Source organism: Mycolicibacterium monacense (assembly GCF_010731575.1).
GTDB lineage: Bacteria > Actinomycetota > Actinomycetes > Mycobacteriales > Mycobacteriaceae > Mycobacterium > Mycobacterium monacense.
Genome location: NZ_AP022617.1, coordinates 2,809,796 through 2,828,051, shown reverse-complemented (window position 1 = coordinate 2,828,051; position 18,256 = coordinate 2,809,796). Strand labels below are relative to the sequence as shown.

18 protein-coding genes and 1 pseudogene are annotated in these 18,256 nt (G+C 70.0%); 14 read left to right on the top strand and 5 right to left on the bottom strand.

Features of this window, described 5'->3' with window-relative positions:
* The first annotated feature begins 36 nt into the window (after positions 1 to 36).
* From G6N49_RS13565 to G6N49_RS13555, 3 genes are all read left to right on the top strand, one after another.
* Positions 37 to 2,550: a [protein-PII] uridylyltransferase gene (locus G6N49_RS13565; protein WP_011855327.1), complete on the top strand. Its 2,514-nt coding sequence runs from the start codon at positions 37 to 39 to the stop codon at positions 2,548 to 2,550.
* Between the two features lie 63 nt (positions 2,551 to 2,613).
* Positions 2,614 to 4,176 (top strand): signal recognition particle protein, encoded by a 1,563-nt coding sequence (ffh, locus tag G6N49_RS13560; protein WP_011559359.1) that lies wholly within the window; start codon positions 2,614 to 2,616, stop codon positions 4,174 to 4,176.
* Positions 4,176 to 5,282 carry an amidohydrolase family protein gene (locus G6N49_RS13555; protein ID WP_011855328.1) on the top strand — a complete coding sequence of 369 codons (1,107 nt, stop codon included), beginning with the start codon at positions 4,176 to 4,178 and terminating at the stop codon, positions 5,280 to 5,282. The genes ffh and G6N49_RS13555 overlap by 1 nt, the downstream gene beginning before the upstream one ends.
* Here the strand turns inward: G6N49_RS13555 and G6N49_RS13550 are convergent.
* Both G6N49_RS13550 and G6N49_RS13545 read right to left on the bottom strand, forming a co-directional pair.
* Positions 5,279 to 6,073 (bottom strand): D-alanyl-D-alanine carboxypeptidase family protein, encoded by a 795-nt coding sequence (locus G6N49_RS13550; protein ID WP_011855329.1) that lies wholly within the window; start codon positions 6,071 to 6,073, stop codon positions 5,279 to 5,281. The genes G6N49_RS13555 and G6N49_RS13550 overlap by 4 nt on opposite strands.
* 142 nt (positions 6,074 to 6,215) lie before the next feature.
* Complete coding sequence (locus G6N49_RS13545; protein ID WP_011855330.1) at positions 6,216 to 7,091, bottom strand: D-alanyl-D-alanine carboxypeptidase family protein; 876 nt, start codon at positions 7,089 to 7,091, stop codon at positions 6,216 to 6,218.
* Between the two features lie 32 nt (positions 7,092 to 7,123).
* On the opposite strand from G6N49_RS13545, the gene G6N49_RS13540 reads away from it, so the two are divergent.
* Positions 7,124 to 7,534, top strand: a complete 411-nt coding sequence (locus G6N49_RS13540; protein WP_011855331.1) for a nuclear transport factor 2 family protein — start codon at positions 7,124 to 7,126, stop codon at positions 7,532 to 7,534.
* A gap of 99 nt (positions 7,535 to 7,633) precedes the next feature.
* Here the strand turns inward: G6N49_RS13540 and G6N49_RS13535 are convergent, their stop codons facing one another.
* Positions 7,634 to 8,272 carry a class I SAM-dependent methyltransferase gene (locus G6N49_RS13535; protein ID WP_011559364.1) on the bottom strand — a complete coding sequence of 213 codons (639 nt, stop codon included), beginning with the start codon at positions 8,270 to 8,272 and terminating at the stop codon, positions 7,634 to 7,636.
* A 180-nt stretch (positions 8,273 to 8,452) separates the two neighbouring features.
* On the opposite strand from G6N49_RS13535, the gene rpsP reads away from it, so the two are divergent.
* The 4 genes from rpsP to trmD are packed head-to-tail and all read left to right on the top strand — an operon-like array spanning position 8,453 to position 10,446.
* On the top strand, positions 8,453 to 8,959 hold the full coding sequence (rpsP, locus tag G6N49_RS13530) for a 30S ribosomal protein S16 (RefSeq protein WP_011768184.1): 507 nt from the start codon (positions 8,453 to 8,455) through the stop codon (positions 8,957 to 8,959).
* 8 nt (positions 8,960 to 8,967) lie between these two features.
* The gene (locus G6N49_RS13525; RefSeq protein WP_005148848.1) at positions 8,968 to 9,210 is read left to right on the top strand and encodes an RNA-binding protein; all 243 of its coding nucleotides are present in this window, start codon (positions 8,968 to 8,970) and stop codon (positions 9,208 to 9,210) included.
* Positions 9,211 to 9,226: 16 nt separating this feature from the next.
* The gene (gene rimM / locus G6N49_RS13520) at positions 9,227 to 9,748 is read left to right on the top strand and encodes a ribosome maturation factor RimM (protein ID WP_011559366.1); all 522 of its coding nucleotides are present in this window, start codon (positions 9,227 to 9,229) and stop codon (positions 9,746 to 9,748) included.
* A 14-nt stretch (positions 9,749 to 9,762) separates the two neighbouring features.
* Positions 9,763 to 10,446, top strand: a complete 684-nt coding sequence (trmD, locus tag G6N49_RS13515; protein ID WP_011855332.1) for a tRNA (guanosine(37)-N1)-methyltransferase TrmD — start codon at positions 9,763 to 9,765, stop codon at positions 10,444 to 10,446.
* Here trmD and G6N49_RS13510 read toward each other — a convergent pair.
* On the bottom strand, positions 10,443 to 11,369 hold the full coding sequence (locus G6N49_RS13510) for a serine hydrolase (protein WP_083044613.1): 927 nt from the start codon (positions 11,367 to 11,369) through the stop codon (positions 10,443 to 10,445). The genes trmD and G6N49_RS13510 overlap by 4 nt on opposite strands.
* Positions 11,370 to 11,688: 319 nt before the next feature.
* Here G6N49_RS13510 and rplS point away from each other — a divergent pair, with 319 nt between their 5' ends.
* The 4 genes from rplS (at position 11,689) to G6N49_RS13490 (ending at position 14,082) form a co-directional block, all read left to right on the top strand.
* A complete protein-coding gene (rplS, locus tag G6N49_RS13505) occupies positions 11,689 to 12,030 on the top strand; it encodes a 50S ribosomal protein L19 (RefSeq protein ID WP_011559369.1) in 342 nt (113 codons plus the stop codon).
* 51 nt (positions 12,031 to 12,081) lie between these two features.
* Positions 12,082 to 12,936, top strand: a complete 855-nt coding sequence (gene lepB / locus G6N49_RS13500; RefSeq protein WP_011559370.1) for a signal peptidase I — start codon at positions 12,082 to 12,084, stop codon at positions 12,934 to 12,936.
* Between the two features lie 45 nt (positions 12,937 to 12,981).
* Entirely contained in the window at positions 12,982 to 13,701 is a 720-nt protein-coding gene (locus G6N49_RS13495) for a ribonuclease HII (RefSeq protein WP_011855333.1), read from the top strand.
* Between the two features lie 75 nt (positions 13,702 to 13,776).
* The gene (locus G6N49_RS13490; RefSeq protein WP_011559372.1) at positions 13,777 to 14,082 is read left to right on the top strand and encodes a DUF2469 domain-containing protein; all 306 of its coding nucleotides are present in this window, start codon (positions 13,777 to 13,779) and stop codon (positions 14,080 to 14,082) included.
* A gap of 3 nt (positions 14,083 to 14,085) precedes the next feature.
* Here G6N49_RS13490 and G6N49_RS13485 read toward each other — a convergent pair whose 3' ends face one another.
* The gene (locus G6N49_RS13485) at positions 14,086 to 15,243 is read right to left on the bottom strand and encodes a serine hydrolase domain-containing protein (protein ID WP_011855334.1); all 1,158 of its coding nucleotides are present in this window, start codon (positions 15,241 to 15,243) and stop codon (positions 14,086 to 14,088) included.
* Positions 15,244 to 15,309: 66 nt separating this feature from the next.
* Between G6N49_RS13485 and G6N49_RS13480 the strand changes: the two genes are divergently transcribed.
* Both G6N49_RS13480 and G6N49_RS13475 read left to right on the top strand, forming a co-directional pair.
* A complete protein-coding gene (locus G6N49_RS13480; protein ID WP_011855335.1) occupies positions 15,310 to 16,083 on the top strand; it encodes an HAD-IIA family hydrolase in 774 nt (257 codons plus the stop codon).
* Positions 16,084 to 16,088: 5 nt separating this feature from the next.
* A pseudogene (locus tag G6N49_RS13475) lies at positions 16,089 to 18,253 on the top strand (thiamine pyrophosphate-dependent enzyme).
* Positions 18,254 to 18,256: the final 3 nt, after the last annotated feature.

Below are 18,256 nucleotides of genomic sequence, written 5' to 3'. Positions count from 1 at the left end.
CGTAAGCGTTCACTGGTCCGGGGGAGGACTTCCGATATGACACAACAACAACCGGGTAGCAGACCGGACCCGGCTGCCGGCGCCCCCAGATGGACGGCGCCGGCAGCGGGTTCGGCCCGCCCCGCCACCGATCTCGTCAAGGCGACACAGCAACTGCTGAACGGCGGGCCGCGTCCACTCGACACCGCGGCGCTGCGGGACGCGCTGTTGGATCTGTACGAATTCTGGCTCGGCACAAAGGCGAACGAGATCGGGATCACCGCCACCAGCGGGTTCGCGATCGTCGCCACGGGCGGGCTCGGCCGCGGCGAGATGTTGCCCTACTCCGATCTCGACCTCATGCTGCTGCACGACAACATGCCCGCCGACGTGGTGAGTCAGGTCGCCGAACTGCTGTGGTATCCGTTGTGGGACGCCAACATTCGGCTCGACCACAGCGTGCGGACGGTGCCCGAGGCGCTCAAGGTCGCCGGCGACGACATCTCGGCCGGGTTGGCGATGCTCGAGGTGCGTCACATCGCCGGGGACGCGGACCTGTCGAACCTGCTCGTCGGTGGGGCCCGCAGGCAGTGGCGCACCGGGATCGCCCCGCGCTTCGGCGAACTCGTCGAGCACACCCAGGCGCGCTGGAACCGCAGCGGTGAGATCGCCCACCGCGCCGAACCCGACCTCAAATCCGGCCGCGGCGGCCTGCGCGACGTACAACTGCTCAACGCGCTGGCCATCGCGCAGCTGGCCGACGTGTATCCCAGCCCGGCGCTGGCGTCGCCGACGGGCACGCTCGGTGGCGCGCACCTGGCGCTGCTCAACGTGCGCACCGAACTGCACCGGGTCTCGGGCCGCGGCCGCGATCTGCTGTTGGCGCAGTACGCCGACGAGATCGGCGCGGCGCTACGCATCGGGGACCGATTCGATCTGGCCCGCATGCTCTCCGACGCGGCCCGGACCATCAGCTACTACGTCGACGCCGGGCTGCGCACGGCCTCCAACGCGCTGCCGCGGCGCGGGTTCGCCGCGTTGCGCCGGCCGGTGCGCCGGCCCCTGGACGAGGGCGTCGTCGAGTACGCGGGCGAGGTCATCCTGGCCCGCGACGCCCGTCCGGAGCGGGACCCCGGGCTGATCCTGCGGGTGGCGGCGGCCTCGGCCACCACCGGGCTGCCGATGGCGGTGTCGACGCTGAGCCGGCTCGCCGAGACCGCACCCGAACTGCGCACACCGTGGCCGCGTGAGGCGCTCAAGGATCTGCTCGTGATGCTGGGTGCCGGTCCGGCGGTGGTGTCCACCATCGAGGCGCTCGACCGCACCGGGTTGTGGGGACGGCTCTTCCCCGAATGGGGTGCGGTGCGCGACCTGCCGCCGCGTGACGTCGTGCACATCTGGACCGTCGACCGTCATTCCGTCGAAACCGTCTCGCGGGCAAGCGCATTCACCACCCGTGTCGCACGCCCGGACCTGTTGGTGCTCGGGGCGCTGTGTCATGACATCGGCAAGGGTCGCGGCGGGGACCACAGCGTGATCGGCGCCGAACTCGCCGAGCAGATCGGCACCCGGCTGGGATTGTGGCCCTCGGACATCGACCTGCTGTCGAAGATGGTCCGCTACCACCTCCTGCTCCCGGACACCGCGACGCGGCGGGACCTGCAGGATGCCAAGACCATCGACGGGGTGGTCGACAAACTCGGCGGGGATCTGGTCCTGCTGGAACTGATGCACGCGCTGGCCGAGGCGGATTCGCTGGCCACCGGCCCGGGCGTGTGGGGTGACTGGAAGGCCTCGCTGATCGGGGACCTGGTGCGGCGGTGCCGGCTGGTGATGGCGGGCGAACCGCTGCCGCATCCGGATCCGATCGACCCACGGCACCTGGAGCTGGCTGCCGAGGTGGGCGTCCACGTCGAGCTCACCCCGTCCGACAGCCCCCACATCCACCAGGTGACGATGATCGCCCCGGACCGGCGCGGACTGCTGTCCAAGGCCGCGGGCGTGCTGGCCCTGAACTCGCTGCGCGTGCACTCCGCATCGGTGAACAGCCATCAGGGTTCGGCCATCAACACCTTCGTGGTGTCGCCGCACTTCGGTGCGCCGCCCGCGGCCGGCCTGCTGCGCCAGCAGTTCATGCTCGCCCTCGACGGGGAACTCGACGTGCTCGCGGCGGTGGAGCGTCGCGAACGCGAGGCCGCCCAGTACGGCACGTCGCGGGCCGGGGAGATCCTGGCCGCGGTCCCGGCGAACCACGTCCCGGCCCCGCCCCGGGTCCTGTGGTCGTCGGGTCCCTCACCGAGCGAGGTCGTCGTGCAGATCCGCACCATCGACCGCGTCGGACTGCTCGCGCGGCTGACCGCGGTGTTCGAACGCGACGGGGTGGACATCGCGTGGGCGAAGGTCACCACGCTGGGATCGTCGGTGGTCGACGTCTTCGGTATCGCCGTGCCCGCGCTGGCCACCGGCACCGACGCCGACCGTCAGAGCATCCGGGCCGAACTCGAACGTGACCTCTACGCGGTGCTGCCCACCCCGCCGCCGCCCCCCAAGCCGGCCGAACAGGCGAGCTGAGCGGGCCGGGCGGCCGAGCGCCGCCCGGGTGGGAAGTGGAGCTCGACCGTTAAGGTGGACACCGTGTTCGAATCCTTGTCCGACCGGTTGACCGGTGCCCTGCAGGGGCTGCGCAACAAAGGCCGGTTGACCGACGCCGACATCGACGCGACTGCCCGGGAGATCCGGCTGGCGCTGCTGGAGGCCGACGTCTCCCTGCCCGTGGTGCGTGCGTTCGTCGCGCGCATCAAGGAACGCGCCAAGGGCGCCGAGGTCTCGGCCGCGCTGAACCCCGCCCAGCAGGTCGTCAAGATCGTCAACGAGGAGCTCATCGGCATCCTCGGCGGGGAGACCCGCCCGCTGGTGTTCGCCAAGACCCCGCCGACGGTCATCATGCTCGCCGGCCTGCAGGGTTCCGGTAAGACGACGCTGGCCGGAAAGCTCGCGAAGTGGCTGCGCGGTCAGGGCCACACCCCGCTGCTGGTGGCCTGCGACCTGCAGCGTCCCGGTGCGGTGAACCAGCTTCAGATCGTCGGCGAGCGCGCGGGTGTGTCGGTGTTCGCACCGCACCCCGGCACCGCGCCCGGCGCACCGGAGGTGAAGGGCACCGCCGACCCGGTCGCGGTCGCCGCGGCGGGCCTCGCCGAAGCGAAGGCCAAACACTTCGACGTCGTCGTCGTCGACACGGCGGGCCGCCTGGGCATCGACGAGGAGCTGATGAATCAGGCGGCCGCGATCCGCGACGCCGTCGACCCCGACGAGGTGCTGTTCGTCCTCGACGCGATGATCGGCCAGGACGCGGTCACCACCGCCGAGGCGTTCCGCGAGGGTGTCGGGTTCACCGGCGTCGTGCTGACCAAACTCGACGGTGACGCCCGTGGCGGTGCCGCGCTGTCGGTCCGCGAGGTCACCGGCGTGCCGATCCTGTTCGCGTCCAGCGGTGAGAAGCTCGAGGACTTCGACGTCTTCCACCCCGACCGGATGGCCAGCCGCATCCTCGGCATGGGCGACGTGCTGTCGCTCATCGAGGCGGCCGAGCAGCACTTCGACGCCGAGCAGGCCGAGGCGACCGCGGCCAAGATCGGCAGCGGCGAGCTCACCCTCGAGGACTTCCTCGAGCAGATGCTGGCCATCCGCAAGATGGGCCCCATCGGCAACCTGCTGGGCATGCTCCCCGGCGCGGGCCAGATGAAGGACGCCCTCGCCGCCGTCGACGACAGCCAACTCGACCGGGTGCAGGCGATCATCCGCGGTATGACACCGGCCGAACGCGCCGATCCGAAGATCATCAACGCCTCCCGGCGGTTGCGGATCGCCAACGGTTCGGGCGTGAGCGTGTCGGAGGTCAACCAGCTCGTCGACCGGTTCTTCGAGGCCCGCAAGATGATGTCGCAGATGGCGGGCCAGATGGGCATGCCGTTCGGGCGTGGCAAGAACACCCGCAAGAACGCCAAGGGCAAGGGCAAGAAGGGGAAGAAGGCCGGACGGGGCCCGACGCCGCCGAAGAACCGCAACCCGCTCGGTGCGGGTATGCCGGGCATGCCCGCCGGGTTCCCCGACCTGTCCAACATGCCGAAGGGGCTCGACGAGCTCCCACCCGGGCTGGCCGATTTCGACCTGAGCAAGCTGAAGTTCCCCAAGAACTGATGCCCGCACTGCACGTGCGCGGCCGCGGTCTGCCCGACGGGCAGCCGGTCGAGTGGTGGGTGGTCGATGAGGGCTCGGCCGAAGACGGTAGGTCCCGCGGGGTGCTGCGGTCCGAACCGGTGCGCGGCGCCGAGACGGTCTGGGACGGTGGTTGGATCGTGCCCGGCCTGGTCGACGCGCACTGCCATGTCGGGCTCGGACCGGTGCCCGGGGGTGCGGTCGGCATCGACGAGGCGGCCGCGCAGGCCGAGACCGAACGGGCCGTCGGCGCGTTGCTGCTGCGTGACTGCGGGTCGCCCACCGACACCCGCAGCCTCGACGACCGCGACGACCTGCCGCGGATCATCCGCGCCGGCCGGCACGTGGCCAAGCCCAAGCGTTACCTCGCCGGCTACGCGGTCGACGTCGAGGACGAATCGCAGCTCCCCGGCATCGTCGCCGAGCAGGCCCGCCGCGGTGACGGCTGGGTGAAGCTGGTCGGCGACTGGATCGACCGGTCGATCGGCGACCTGGCGCCGCTGTGGGACGACGAGATTCTCGAACAGGCCATCGCGGCCGCCCATGCCAACGGCGCCCGGGTGACCGCGCACGTCTTCGGCGAGGACGCGCTGCCCGGTCTGATCAACGCCGGGATCGATTGCATCGAGCACGGCACCGGCCTGACCGACGACACGATCGAGTTGATGGTCGAGCGTGGGACCGCGCTGGTGCCGACGCTGATCAACCTCGAGAACTTTCCCGGGATCGCCGACCAGGCGGCCAAGTACCCGACCTACGCCGCCCACATGCGCGACCTCTACCAGCGCAGCTATGCGCGCGTGGCGGCCGCGCGGGAGGCCGGTGTGCCGATCTACGCCGGCACCGACGCCGGCAGCACGATCGCCCACGGGCGCATCGGCGACGAGATCGACGCGCTGCGGGGCATCGGGATGAGCGCGACGGATGCGTTGGGCGCGGCGTGCTGGGATGCGCGCACCTGGCTGGGCCGGCCGGGGCTGGTCGACGGCGCCCCCGCCGATCTGGTGTGTTACGACGAGGATCCGCGCCTCGGCTCCGCGGTGGTCAACGAGCCGGGGCTGGTCATCCTGCGGGGCCGGGTCTTCTAGGGCTGGCTGAAGCCGTAGTCGAACAACCCGATGGCCTGACCGTAGAGGTCGCCGGTGCCGTACATCTGCACGACCGCGAGGCGGCGGTTGCCGCGTTGCGCCGCACCGACATAGGTCTTGCGGGCCAGGTTCGTGAAGCCGGTCTTACCGGCGATGTCGCCCGGGTAGCGGCTCAGGAGTTCGTTCTGGTTCGTGAGGGTCTTGCCGGGGAACGGCGCCGTCGGTGACCGCATGATCTGCGCGATCAGCGGATAGTTCAGCGCTGCCCGCAACATCACGGCCAGATCGTGCGGGGTGGTGATCGACTCCCAGCCGGGCCCGTCGAGGCCCGACGGTGACGATGCCCTGGTCGACTTGGCGCCGACGAGGGCGGCCTTGCGGTTCATCGCCGCGACCGCGGCGCGCTGGCCGCCCAGCATGTCGGCGAGCATGTTGGCGGCGTCGTTGCCCGACACCATGAGCAGCGCCGAGAGCAGCTGGCGGGTGGTGTAGGGCTGGCCCGGGGTGAGCCCGACGCAGGAACACTCGACCTCGGTGTGGGATCTGTTGGCTCTGGCGAAGTTGTCGGGGGAGAGGTGGTCGAGCACCACCATGGCGAGCAGCACCTTGATCGTGCTCGCGGGGGCGTGGGGTTCATAGGGGTTGCGGCTGGCCAGGACTCGGCCCGAATCGAGGTCGGCGAGCAGCCACGCCTGCGCCGGTCCCTCGGGCAGCGCGACGGCGCCCGCCGGTTGCGGTTGGGCGAGCGCGGCAGGCGTTCGCGTCACCACGCCGACCGACGACATGGTCATCGCGAGCGCGCATCCCGCGATGAACGTCCGCGACCACCGACGCGAACGCGAACAGGCCACGGCGCCAGAGCCTAACGGCGCTTACGCCTCGGATCGGTCTCGAAACCGTTGCAGCTCAATGACACTCTGTTTGTGTCAGGCGCTACAGGGTTCCGACGCTCGCGCCGCGGTCGAGCCCGAAGCCCCAGTCGAGCAGGCCGGCCGCCTGATCCCAGTAGGTGGGGCCGCCCTCTTTGACCAGCCCGTGCATCAGCACGACCACCAACCGTCGGCCGTCGCGCTGCGCCGCGCCGACGAAGGTCTTGCGGGCGATGTCGGTGAACCCCGTCTTGCCGCCGATGGCGCCGGGGTAGCGGTGCAGCAGCTCGTTCTGGTTGACCAGGACGGCCTCCCCGGCCTTGGTCGGGAAGACCGTCGACGGCATCGCGGTGATCTGCACGAACACCGGGTTGGCCATCGCCGCCCGGAAGATCACCGCCAGATCGTGGGCGGTGGACCAGAACGGCATCCCGGGTCCGTCCAGGCCGGACGGAGTCACCACGTTGGTGCCGTGGGCGCCCAGTTGGGCGGCCTTGGCGTTCATCTTCGCCACGGCGGAGTCCATGCCGCCGAGCATGCGAGCCAGGGTGTTGGCGGCGTCATTGCCCGACACCAGCAGCAGCGCCTCGAGCAGTTGGCGGGCCGTGTAGACGTGGCCGGGCGCCACCCCGGCGCAGTTGCACTCCACCCTGGTGTCGGCCTCCTCGGCGGCGATCGTCGTGTCCAGCGGCACCTCGTCGAGCACCACCTGCGCCAGCAGTGTCTTGATCGTGCTCGCGGGGGCGTAACGCGTGGTGTCGTTGCGGCCGGCCAGCACCTGACCGGTGTCCATGTCCGCCACGATCCACGCCTCCGCCGGACCGGCGGGGATCGGTACCGACCCCACCGGCTGGATGTCGATGTCGGCGGCGGCGACGGGCGCGGCGACGACGCCGAGTGCGGCCAGGACGATTGCGAACAGACTGACGAGCCTCCCCATGGCGGGTGAGCCTAATCGTGTTCAATCGAGCCATGTTGAGCCTGGCGGAAATCTCGGACCGGCTGGAGATCCAGCAGCTGATGGTCGACTACTCCTCGGCCATCGACCAGCGCCGGTTCGACGACCTCGACCGGGTGTTCACCCCGGACGCCTATATCGACTACCGGGCCACCGGCGGGGTGGACGGTTCCTACCCCGAGGTGAAGAAGTGGCTGGCCGAGGTGTTGCCCAACTTCCCGGCCTACTCCCACCTGGTGGGCAATTTCGACGTCCGGGTGTCCGGTGACACCGCGACGTCGCGTGCGATCTGCTTCAACCCGATGGTGATGGGTGAGCAGGTCTACTTCGTCGGCATCTGGTACGTCGACGAGTTCGTCCGCACCGCCGAGGGCTGGCGGATGACGCGGCGCGTCGAGGAGAAGTGCTTCGACAAGCTGGTGTGAGCCACGCCCACCGCGTCGAGTGTGACGTCACGGCGAGATTCGGCGCTGAATGCCGCCCTCAGCTCACACTCGGCGCCGTGAGGGCACACTCGAAATCGCTCACGCCCCGCGCTGGGCGGTGATCGTGTGGCGGGGGAGGCGGCCGTCGGCGCGGCTCTCCACGGTGACCGTCAACCCGGCCCGTTCCAGCGCGGCGACGATGTCGGCGACCGGACGCAGCCGGAAGCCGTACGGCGTCACGGGCAGCCGGCGCATCGCCTCCGGATCGCCCACGCCGATGGCGGCCCGGCCGCCGGGGCGCAGTGTCCGCGCGAGTTCGGTGCACACCGCGTCCAGATCGTCGACGAAGTACACGGTGTTGACGGTGATCACCGCGTCGAGGGTGGCGTCGCCGAACGGCATCGCGGTCAGCGAACCCTGTGCCAGTCGGAGCCGGCCGCTGTCGATGTCGCTGCGGAACTGTCGCCGCGCCCGGTCCAGCATGTCGTCGGAGACCTCGACACCGTGCACCGTGCCGCCGGTGCCGACGGCGTCGACGAGCAGGCGCAGGCCCGCGCCGCCCCCGAAGCCGACATCGGCGGCGACCCCGCCGGCAGGCACCTGCGCGGCGGCCACCGCCGTCGCGATCGCCTGGCCGTTACCTCGGTTCAGGGCTCCGGCGACGACGCCGCCGAGGCGCCCGTGCGGGTGGCCGAGCTGTCCGGCCACGGTGGTGAGGAGTCGCTGACGTATAGACATGGCACCAGTGTGCCGGGCCGAGCGATTTCCGAGCGGACCCGCTGGTCTGGCACAATGGACCGCTGTCCGCCCGCGACTCCGGCCGCGCGGTGGTCACACACGCGAGGCAAAACCGGATCGGGCAATCCGCCCGCTCGCCGAATTGCAGCGTGGCAACCCCTGAGGAGAATCGCAACACCCATGGCTGTCAAGATCAAGCTGACCCGTTTGGGCAAGATCCGCAACCCCCAGTACCGCATCGTCGTCGCCGACGCGCGCACCCGCCGCGATGGTCGCTCGATCGAGGTCATCGGCCGTTACCACCCGAAGGAAGAGCCGAGCCTGATCGAGCTCAACTCGGAGCGGGCCCAGTACTGGCTCGGTGTCGGCGCCCAGCCCACCGAACCCGTCCTCCAGCTGCTCAAGATCACCGGCGACTGGCAGAAGTTCAAGGGTCTGCCCGGCGCGGAGGGCACGCTGAAGGTCAAGGAGCCCAAGCCCAGCAAGCTCGACCTGTTCAACGCAGCGCTGGCCGAGGCCGAGGGCGGGCCCAGCAATGAGGCCACCCAGCCCAAGAAGAAGAAGGCCCCCGCCAAGAAGGCGGCTTCCGACATCGAGGCGACCGCTGATCCCGCGGGCAACGCGGACAAGTCCGAGCCCGCCGCTGAGGGCGAAGACGCCACGGTCGCCGGCGCCACTGAAGGCTGAGCGTCACCGTGAGCTCAGTCGTCGTCGACGCAGTCGAACACCTCGTCCGCGGAATCGTGGACAATCCCGACGATGTGCGGGTGGACATGGTGACCAACCGGCGCGGGCGGACAGTCGAGGTGCATGTGCATCCCGAGGATCTCGGCAAGGTCATCGGTCGCGGCGGTCGCACTGCGACGGCGCTGCGCACCCTGGTCGCCGGTATCGGCGGTCGGGGTATCCGCGTCGACGTGGTGGACACCGACCAGTAGCGGACGAACACCGTTCATGGACCTCGTAATCGGGCGGGTCGCCAAGGCGCACGGCGTCACCGGTGAACTGGTCGTCGAGGTCCGCACCGACGACCCCGACGCCCGGTTCGTGCCGGGCGCGCGGTTGCGCGGCCGGGCCCCCAGGGGTGGCGCCGAACGTGCGTTCGTCGTCGAATCCGTTCGCCCGCACGGCGGTCGGTTGCTGCTGCGCCTCGACGGGGTGGCCGACCGGACCGCCGCCGACGCCCTGCGCGGGACGGTGTTCCTCGTCGACAGCGCGGATCTGCCGCCCATCGAGGAGCCCGACGAGTATTACGACCACCAACTCGAAGGGCTGCTCGTGCGGACCGTCGACGGGGTGGACGTCGGCACGGTGGCCGAGGTGCTGCACACCGCGGCCGGCGAACTGCTGTCGGTGAAGACGCCCGAGGGCGCCGAGATTCTCGTGCCGTTCGTCACCGCGATCGTGCCGCGGGTGTCACTGGCCGACGGCCTGGTGGAGATCGATCCGCCCGAGGGTCTGCTGGACCTGGAGTGACGGGATGCGCGCCTGTGCGAATTGACGTCATCACGATCTTCCCGCGCTACCTCGATCCGCTTCGAGAATCGTTGCCCGGCAAGGCGATCGAGTCCGGCCGCATCCAACTCGGGGTCCACGACCTGCGCGCGTGGACCCACGATGTGCACCGTTCGGTCGACGATGCGCCCTACGGCGGCGGGCCGGGGATGGTGATGAAGGCGCCGGTGTGGGGTGCCGCACTCGACGACGTCTGCACCGACGACACGCTGCTGGTGGTGCCGACCCCGGCGGGGCGGCTCTTCGATCAGGCCACCGCTGCGCGGTGGAGCACCGAACGGCATCTGGTGTTCGCCTGCGGGCGCTACGAGGGCATCGATCAGCGGGTCGTCGACGACGCCGCCCGGCGGATGCGTGTGGCGGAGGTCTCGATCGGCGATTACGTGCTCAACGGCGGCGAATCCGCGACGCTGGTGATGGTCGAGGCGGTCGTGCGGTTGCTGCCGGAGGTGCTCGGCAACCCCGCCTCACACGCCGACGACTCGCACTCCGCGGGCCTGCTCGAGGGGCCGAGTTACACGCGGCCGCCGAGTTGGCGCGGGCTGGACGTACCCGCCGTGCTGCTGTCCGGTGATCACGCGAAGGTCGCGGCCTGGCGGCACGAGCAGGCGCTCACCCGGACCCGGGACAGGCGCCCGGACCTGTTGGGCGACAACTAGATCCGGCCGCCCGGGAACAACGTCTTGACCGCCTGGGTGATGGTGGCGCGGGCTTCGGCGGCCCCGGCCGGCTGGTCGGAGCCGATCACCACGATGTAGCGGCGGTCCGCACCGATGACGCCGGTCGACAGGTGCATCCAGTCCGAGCCGACGCAGCACATCCAGCCCTGTTTGACCGCCACCGGCACCGCGTACAGGCCCTCGGGGATGCCGAAGCGCTGCGGGTACACCCCGCCGGGTTGGGTGCCGTCGATGCCGTCGGGCGTCGATGCGGCGAGGTTGGCGATGATCATGCCGGCCTTGTCGCGGGGCAGACCGCCGGCGCCGGACAGCAGCATGTCGTAGTAGCGGACCAGGTCCGCCGCCGTGCTGATGGTGTTCCACCACCGGCCGTCGCCGGGCGGACGCGTGCCGCTCAGTCCGTAGCGCTGCGCGACGCGGGTGACGATGTCACTGCCCCCGCCGCGGTTCCAGAAGACCTCGGCCGCACTGTCGTCGGACGACCGCAGCATCGACTGGAAGTTCTTGACGTCCTCCGGGGACAACGGTTCACCGCTGAGCAACAGGTCGTCGGCGATGAACAGTTTCACCACCGAGGCGATCGCGATCCCACGGTTGTTGCCGTTGGACACGATCTGGCCGGTGTTGCGGTCCTCGACCACCAAGGTGATGTCGGCACCCGCCTCGGCGGCCTCCTCGGTGGCCATCCGCGCCCGGTCGTCGAGCCCGGTGAACGCCGCGGGGGGCTGATCTGGCGGAGCCTCCGGAAGCGGCGCCAAGGCCCCCTGAGGTGCGACGACGGTGAGGTGCGGGCCGTCGGGCGCGGGCGGCGTGCCGTACACGCGCGCCTCACACCCCGAGACGACGACTGCCGCGACAACGCTCGCGGCGGTGGCCGTCAACAGCACCGACGGCCGTCGCATGGCTCTCCTTTTCGATAGCTGGGGGGCGCCTGTGGCGGGAACTGATCCGCGCACCGGGTGCGGGAAACAAGTAACCCCAGCCTAACGTGTACCCGGTGGCGACGCTGATCAGCGCCCACCGGGGGAAGAGCGCCGCGAGGCGGCGATTTCACTGGACCGGTGCCCGTCTGGCACAATTGAGCAGTTGTCCGCGCAGGACGTGGGGTGCGTCCCCGCGGTCCGCTGCGAGATACGCCCCGAAAGCGTCCGTACCCACCGGCCCGGCGCGCGCTGTCCCGCACAGCCCGCCCATGCCGCAAGCAACAAGGAAGTGTCACCGATGAACACGCTGGACTTCGTCGATCAGTCGTCGCTGCGCGACGACATCCCGGCTTTCGGCCCGGGCGACACCGTCAACGTTCACGTGAAGGTGATCGAGGGCTCGAAGGAGCGCATCCAGGTCTTCAAGGGTGTCGTCATCCGCCGCCAGGGCGGTGGCATCCGCGAGACCTTCACGGTCCGCAAGGAGAGCTACGGCGTCGGCGTGGAGCGCACGTTCCCCGTGCATTCGCCCAACATCGACCACATCGACGTCGTCACCCGCGGTGACGTCCGCCGCGCCAAGCTGTACTACCTGCGTGAGCTCCGCGGTAAGAAGGCGAAGATCAAGGAGAAGCGCTGACCCGCCACGGCGCTGACGGGCGACGGTCCGTGCGCTGGCTAGTCTGAAGCCGTGACCGATCGCCCCGAGTCGTCGTCCGAGGACGCCGTCGGCAGTGTTGACCCCGGCCTCGAACAGGACGCCGAACCGCACGCCGACGATCAGGACGAGACCCCCGGCCGAAAACACTCCGCGCTGCGCGAGTTGGCCATTCTGGTCACCATCGCGATCGTCTTGTACTACGTGATGCTCACGTTCGTCGCGCGGCCGTATCTGATTCCGTCGGAGTCGATGGAACCCACGCTGCACGGATGCCCGGGCTGCGTCGGCGACCGGATCATGGTCGACAAGGTGACCTACCGGTTCTCCGAACCCGAACCCGGCGACGTCATCGTGTTCAAGGGCCCACCGAACTGGAACATCGGCTACAAGTCGATCCGGTCGGACAACCCCGCCATCCGCCTCCTGCAGAACACGCTCTCCGTCGTGGGATTCGTCCCGCCCGACGAGAACGACTTGGTCAAACGGGTGATCGCGGTGGGCGGTCAGACCGTCGAGTGCCGCGCGGCCACCGGCCTGACCGTCGACGGCAAACGGCTCGAGGAGCCGTATCTGGATCCCAAGACGATGATGGCCGACCCCGCCGTCTACCCCTGTCTGGGCAACGAGTTCGGGCCCGTCACCGTCCCCGAGGACAAGCTGTGGGTGATGGGCGACAACCGCACGCACTCCGCCGACTCGCGGGCGCACTGCACGAACCTGCCCGGCGACGCCCAGCGCGGTCTGCTGTGCACCGGTGACCCTGAAGCGGGCACCATTCCGGTGGAGAATGTGATCGGAAAGGCGCGGTTCATCGCCTGGCCGCCGGGGAGATGGGGCGGGGTGGGATCGGTGAACCCGCAGACCGCCGCCGACCCGAACCAGTAGGAACCGTAGGAGATCCGCGATGAGCCACGAACCGGGGTCCTGAGCTTGCCGGCGTCATGGCCGCCCCGCACGGTGATCCGCAAGGCCTCCGGCCTGCGAACCCTCGAGTCCGCGCTGTACCGCAACGGGCTCGGACCGGTGGCCGGGGTGGACGAGGTGGGCCGCGGGGCCTGCGCGGGCCCGCTGGTGGTCGCGGCGTGCGTCCTCGGCCCGAACCGGTTGGAGAGCCTCGCCGCGCTCGACGATTCGAAGAAGCTCGGTGAGAAAGAGCGTGAGCGGCTGTTCCCGGTGATCCGTCGCTATGCGCTGGCCTATCACGTGGTGTTCATCCCTTCCGGAGAGGTGGACCGCCGCGGTGTGCACGTCGCCAACATCGAGGGCATGCGGCGGGCGGTGGCCGGTCTGTCGGTGCGGCCGGGTTACGTGCTGTCCGACGGGTTCCGGGTTCCGGGGCTGCCGATGCCGTCGTTGCCGGTCGTCGGGGGTGACGCCGCGGCCGCCTGCATCGCGGCGGCCAGCGTGCTGGCCAAGGTGAGCCGCGACCGGTTGATGGTGGCGATGGAGCGCGAGCATCCCGGCTACGGTTTCGCCGAGCACAAGGGGTACAGCACACCGGCGCACACCGCCGCGCTGGCCGAACTCGGCCCGTGCGCCCAGCACCGTTACTCGTTCATCAACGTGCGCCGGTTGGTCACCGCGGGTACCCCGCAGATCAGCGGGGGGCTGACCGACGCCGAACCCGGGCAGTGCTGTGAACTCGGATAGGGGGAGGATTGCGATGGGCCGCATGAGTGAACAGCCACCGGCCGTGCCATACCGACATGAAGGACAGCAGCACTGATGAGCGCCGAGGATCTCGAGAAGTACGAAACCGAGATGGAGCTCTCGCTGTACCGGGAGTACAAGGACATCGTCGGGCAGTTCAGCTACGTGGTGGAGACCGAGCGCCGGTTCTACCTGGCCAACAGCGTCGAGATGGTGCCCCGCAACGCCAACGGCGAGGTGTATTTCGAGCTGCGGCTGGCCGACGCGTGGGTGTGGGACATGTACCGGCCCGCCCGCTTCGTCAAACAGGTCCGGGTGATCACGTTCAAGGACGTCAACATCGAAGAGGTCGAGAAACCCGAACTGCGGCTGCCGGAATAGCGCTCACCTGAAAGAGGTGGCGACGGCGTCGAACGCCGCGATCGTGGCCATGAGCTTGTCGTCCTCTTCGGGCAGCGCCCAGCTCGACAGTTTGGCGGCGACCACCCCCGCGGGCCGGTTCACGTAGATCATCTGCCCGTGGATGCCGAGGCACAGCAGCACATCGTCGCCGGGGTACGGCAGCCAGCACTTGTTGCGGTACATCCCGCCGGGGAAGCGGGCGGCGTCGCGGCCCGCCGCGAAGGCCGCACGCGAATCGGCACCGCCGGCCAGCGTGTCGGCGATCCAGGCCGCCGGTACGACCTGGTGGCCGGTCAGCGACACCCCCTCGTTGAGGAACAGGGAGCCGACCCGGACCAGATCGCGCAGGCAGGCGTTGATGCCACCGTCGAACATGCCGGTGCCTTCGCGGTCCACGCCGATGACCGCATCGGTCTGCGCGCCGATGCGACTCCACAGCAGCTCCGACATGAGTGCCGGCATGCGGGTGCCCGCGGCGGCCTCGCAGATCCAGCCCAGCACGTCGGTCTCACACGAGCGGTAGTCGAACGGGCCGCCGTGTGGGCCTCTCTGGCGCAGCGTCAGCAGGAAGCCATACATGGTGTCGGGGAGGTCGGCCACGGTGCGCGGCGCCCAGCCGATCGCCTGCTCGAGCAACCGCACCTCGGCGAGCGGGTCGAGGTACTCCTCGGAGAACGCGATGCCCGACCGCATGTCGAGCAGGTGGCGTACGGTCGCGCCGGCGTAGCCGGACCGCGCAAGCGCCGGGACGTAGCGGGTCAGTTGCGCATCGGGGCTCAGCGCGCCCCGGCCGACCAGCGCGCCCGCCACGGTGGCGACGAGGGTCTTGCTGACCGACATCAGCAGATGCGGGGTGTCGGCGAGCATGCCGCTCGGATACCGCTCCTCGAGGATCTCGCCGTTGCGGGTGACGATCCACCCGTCGGTCGCGGTCGTATCCAGCACTTCGCCGACGGTGGTGGCGCCGCCCGGCACCGCGATGTCCGACACCGCGGCGGCCCGGCCGGGTAGCTCCGCGACCGGCCCGGTGCCACGGGAGATCCGCGCGGTGGGCAGGAATTCGGCGAGGTGCTGGAACGCCCAGTGCAGATGGGGGACCGTCTGCCAGTTGTCCAGGGTCAGATCGGGCGGGACGCTCACGTTGCAGACCTTATCGGTGGCGCCCGAATGACCGGGTGTGCCGCCGGGCAATGTCAGACTGAACGCGTGCGCTCCAACACCCGATGCTGGCTCACCGACATGGACGGCGTGCTCGTCCGCGAAGAGCACGCCCTGCCCGGTGCCGCCGAGTTCCTCGCCCGGCTCGTCGAACGCGAGCGGCCGTTCCTGGTCCTGACGAACAACTCGATCTTCACCCCGCGTGACCTGGCCGCCCGGCTCGCGCGGTCCGGGCTCATCGTGCCGGAGGAGGCGATCTGGACCTCGGCGCTGGCCACCGCGACCTTCCTCGGCGACCAGTTGCCGGGCGGATCGGCCTACGTCATCGGCGAGGCGGGCCTGACCACCGCGCTGCACGAGGCCGGGTACACGCTGACCGACGTCGGCCCGGACTTCGTGGTGCTCGGGGAGACCCGCACCTACTCGTTCGAGGCGATCACCAAGGCCGTCCGGCTGATCCTCGGCGGTGCCCGGTTCATCGCCACCAACCCGGACGTGACCGGTCCGTCCGCGGAGGGTCCACTGCCCGCCACCGGATCGGTGGCCGCCATGATCACCAAGGCCACTGGGCGCGAACCCTACTTCGTGGGGAAACCGAATCCGATGATGTTCCGCAGCGCCCTCAACCGCATCGAGGCGCATTCGGAGGGCACGGTGATGGTGGGCGACCGGATGGACACCGACGTCGTGGCGGGTATCGAGGCGGGGCTGGAGACCATCCTCGTGCTGACCGGGTCGACGACCATCGAGGACGTCGAGCGGTATCCGTTCCGGCCCAGCCGGGTACTGCCGTCCATCGCCGAAGCCATCGACCTGGTGTGACCTCGGTGGCTGACACCTCCCGCGAGGGCGTCGACGAACACTTCACGACATCGATCTCGCAACTGACCGCGATCTCGTCGCGGGCCTCCGGGCCGGGAGATCGAGAGTTGTTGGCGCTGTTCGACGTTGCGCTGGCCAGCCGCCACCTCGACCTGGCCGCGCGGTGGTTGCGCGCGCAGGGCCGCGGTTACTACACGATCGGATCGTCCGGTCACGAGGGCAACGCCGCGGTGGCCGCGGCGCTGCGACCCACCGACCCGGCGCTGCTGCACTACCGCTCGGGCGGGTTCTTCCTGGCGCGCGCCCAGCAGGTCGACGGCGGGCTGGCGCGCGGGATCCGGGACGTGCTGCTCGGGCTGGTCGCGGCGACCGACGAGCCGATCTCCGGTGGTCGGCACAAGGTGTTCGGCCGCGCCGACCTGAACATCATCCCGCAGACCAGCACGATCGCCTCGCACCTTCCGCGGGCGGTCGGGGTGGCGTTCTCGACGGCCCGCGCCGGCAAACTCGGCGTGCCCTGCCGCTGGCCGGAGGACGCGGTCACGGTGTGCAGTTTCGGCGATGCCTCGGTCAACCACTCGACGGCGGTCGGTGCGCTCAACACCGCCATGCACACCGCCTACCAGGGCATGCCGATGCCGCTGCTGTTCGTGTGCGAGGACAACGGGATCGGCATCTCCACCAGGACGCCGCGGGGCTGGGTTGCGCGCACATACTCGCAGCGTGAGGGGCTGCAGTACTTCGCCGCCGACGGAACCGACCTGGCGGCGACCATCGAAACCACGAGGGCTGCAGCCGAATTCGTGCGGACACACCGTCGTCCCGCCTTTCTGCATCTGAGCACGGTGCGGCTGATGGGTCACGCCGGATCCGATTACGAACCGGGTTACCGCCGCCCCGACGAGATCGTCGCCGACTTTGATCGCGACCCCGTGCTGTGTGCCGCGAAAGCACTTGTCGCGCAGGGCATCCTGTCGCCGGTGGAAGTTCTCGAGCGCTACGAGGCCACCCGCCGCCAAGTGCTCGACATGGCCGCCGAGGTCATGGACGCCCCGCAGTTGGACAGTGCGGCCGCCGTCGAACGGCCACTGCGCGAGACCCTCGCCGAGGCGGTCGCCGCGTCGAGCGCCCCGCCGCCGGGTGGGTCGTCAGCGGCGTCGGTGACGGTGGCCCAAGCCGTCAACCGCGCACTGGCCGATGCGTTGGCCCACCACCCCGAGGCGCTGGTCTTCGGTGAGGATGTGGCGCGCAAGGGCGGCGTGTACGGCGTCACCCGCGGACTGCAGCAGAAGGCCGGCCCGGCCCGGGTGTTCGACACCCTGCTCGACGAACAGGCCATCCTCGGCCTCGCCCTCGGCGCGGGGGTGTCCGGCCTGCTGCCGATCCCCGAGATCCAGTACCTGGCGTATTTCCACAACGCCGCCGACCAGATCCGCGGCGAGGCCGCCACGCTGCAGTTCTTCGCCGACCGGCAGTACCGCAACCCCATGGTCGTGCGGGTCGCCGGCTACGGCTACCAGAAGGGTTTCGGCGGGCACTTCCACAACGACAACTCGATCGCGGCGATGCGCGACATCCCCGGCGTGGTGATCGCCTCCCCGGCGCGCCCGGACGACGCCGCCGCGATGATGCACGCATGCGTGGCCGCGGCGAAGACGGCGGGGGCGGTCTGCCTCTACCTCGAGCCGATCGCGCTGTACCACACCAAGGATCTGTACGCCGACGGCGACGGCCAGTGGCTGGCGCCGCTGACCGGGACACCCGCCCCGATCGGCCGGGCGCGCATCCACGGCGACGGTGCCGATCTGACGATCCTCACCTTCGGCAATGGACTGTGGATGAGCCTGCGGGTGGCGCGGCGGCTCGAACGCCTGCACATCGGTGCTCGCATCGTCGATCTGCGCTGGCTCGCGCCGCTGCCCGTCGAGGACATGCTCCGCGAAGCCCAAGCCACCGGCCGGGTGCTCATCGTCGACGAGACCCGCGAGACCGGCGGGTGGGCGAAGGCATCCTCGCCGCACTGCTCGCCCACGGATACACCGGGCCGGTCGAGCGGGTGGCCGGCCGCGACAGCTTCATTCCGCTCGGTGACGCCGCACTCGCGGTACTGCTGAGCGAGGACACCATCGAGGCGGCGGCCATCAAGCTGGCCCGCACTGCCGGCAGTTGAGCG

Excerpts from the sequence above, each read along its gene's own strand:
- G6N49_RS13565 (WP_011855327.1), top strand. The coding sequence starts at position 37 with ATGACACAACAACAACCGGGTAGCAGACCGGACCCGGCTGCCGGCGCC.
- G6N49_RS13555 (WP_011855328.1), top strand. The coding sequence starts at position 4,176 with ATGCCCGCACTGCACGTGCGCGGCCGCGGTCTGCCCGACGGGCAGCCG.
- G6N49_RS13550 (WP_011855329.1), bottom strand. The coding sequence starts at position 6,073 with ATGACCATGTCGTCGGTCGGCGTGGTGACGCGAACGCCTGCCGCGCTC.
- G6N49_RS13545 (WP_011855330.1), bottom strand. The coding sequence starts at position 7,091 with ATGGGGAGGCTCGTCAGTCTGTTCGCAATCGTCCTGGCCGCACTCGGC.
- G6N49_RS13540 (WP_011855331.1), top strand. The coding sequence starts at position 7,124 with ATGTTGAGCCTGGCGGAAATCTCGGACCGGCTGGAGATCCAGCAGCTG.
- G6N49_RS13535 (WP_011559364.1), bottom strand. The coding sequence starts at position 8,272 with ATGTCTATACGTCAGCGACTCCTCACCACCGTGGCCGGACAGCTCGGC.
- rpsP (WP_011768184.1), top strand. The coding sequence starts at position 8,453 with ATGGCTGTCAAGATCAAGCTGACCCGTTTGGGCAAGATCCGCAACCCC.
- rimM (WP_011559366.1), top strand. The coding sequence starts at position 9,227 with ATGGACCTCGTAATCGGGCGGGTCGCCAAGGCGCACGGCGTCACCGGT.
- G6N49_RS13510 (WP_083044613.1), bottom strand. The coding sequence starts at position 11,369 with ATGCGACGGCCGTCGGTGCTGTTGACGGCCACCGCCGCGAGCGTTGTC.
- rplS (WP_011559369.1), top strand. The coding sequence starts at position 11,689 with ATGAACACGCTGGACTTCGTCGATCAGTCGTCGCTGCGCGACGACATC.
- G6N49_RS13490 (WP_011559372.1), top strand. The coding sequence starts at position 13,777 with ATGAGCGCCGAGGATCTCGAGAAGTACGAAACCGAGATGGAGCTCTCG.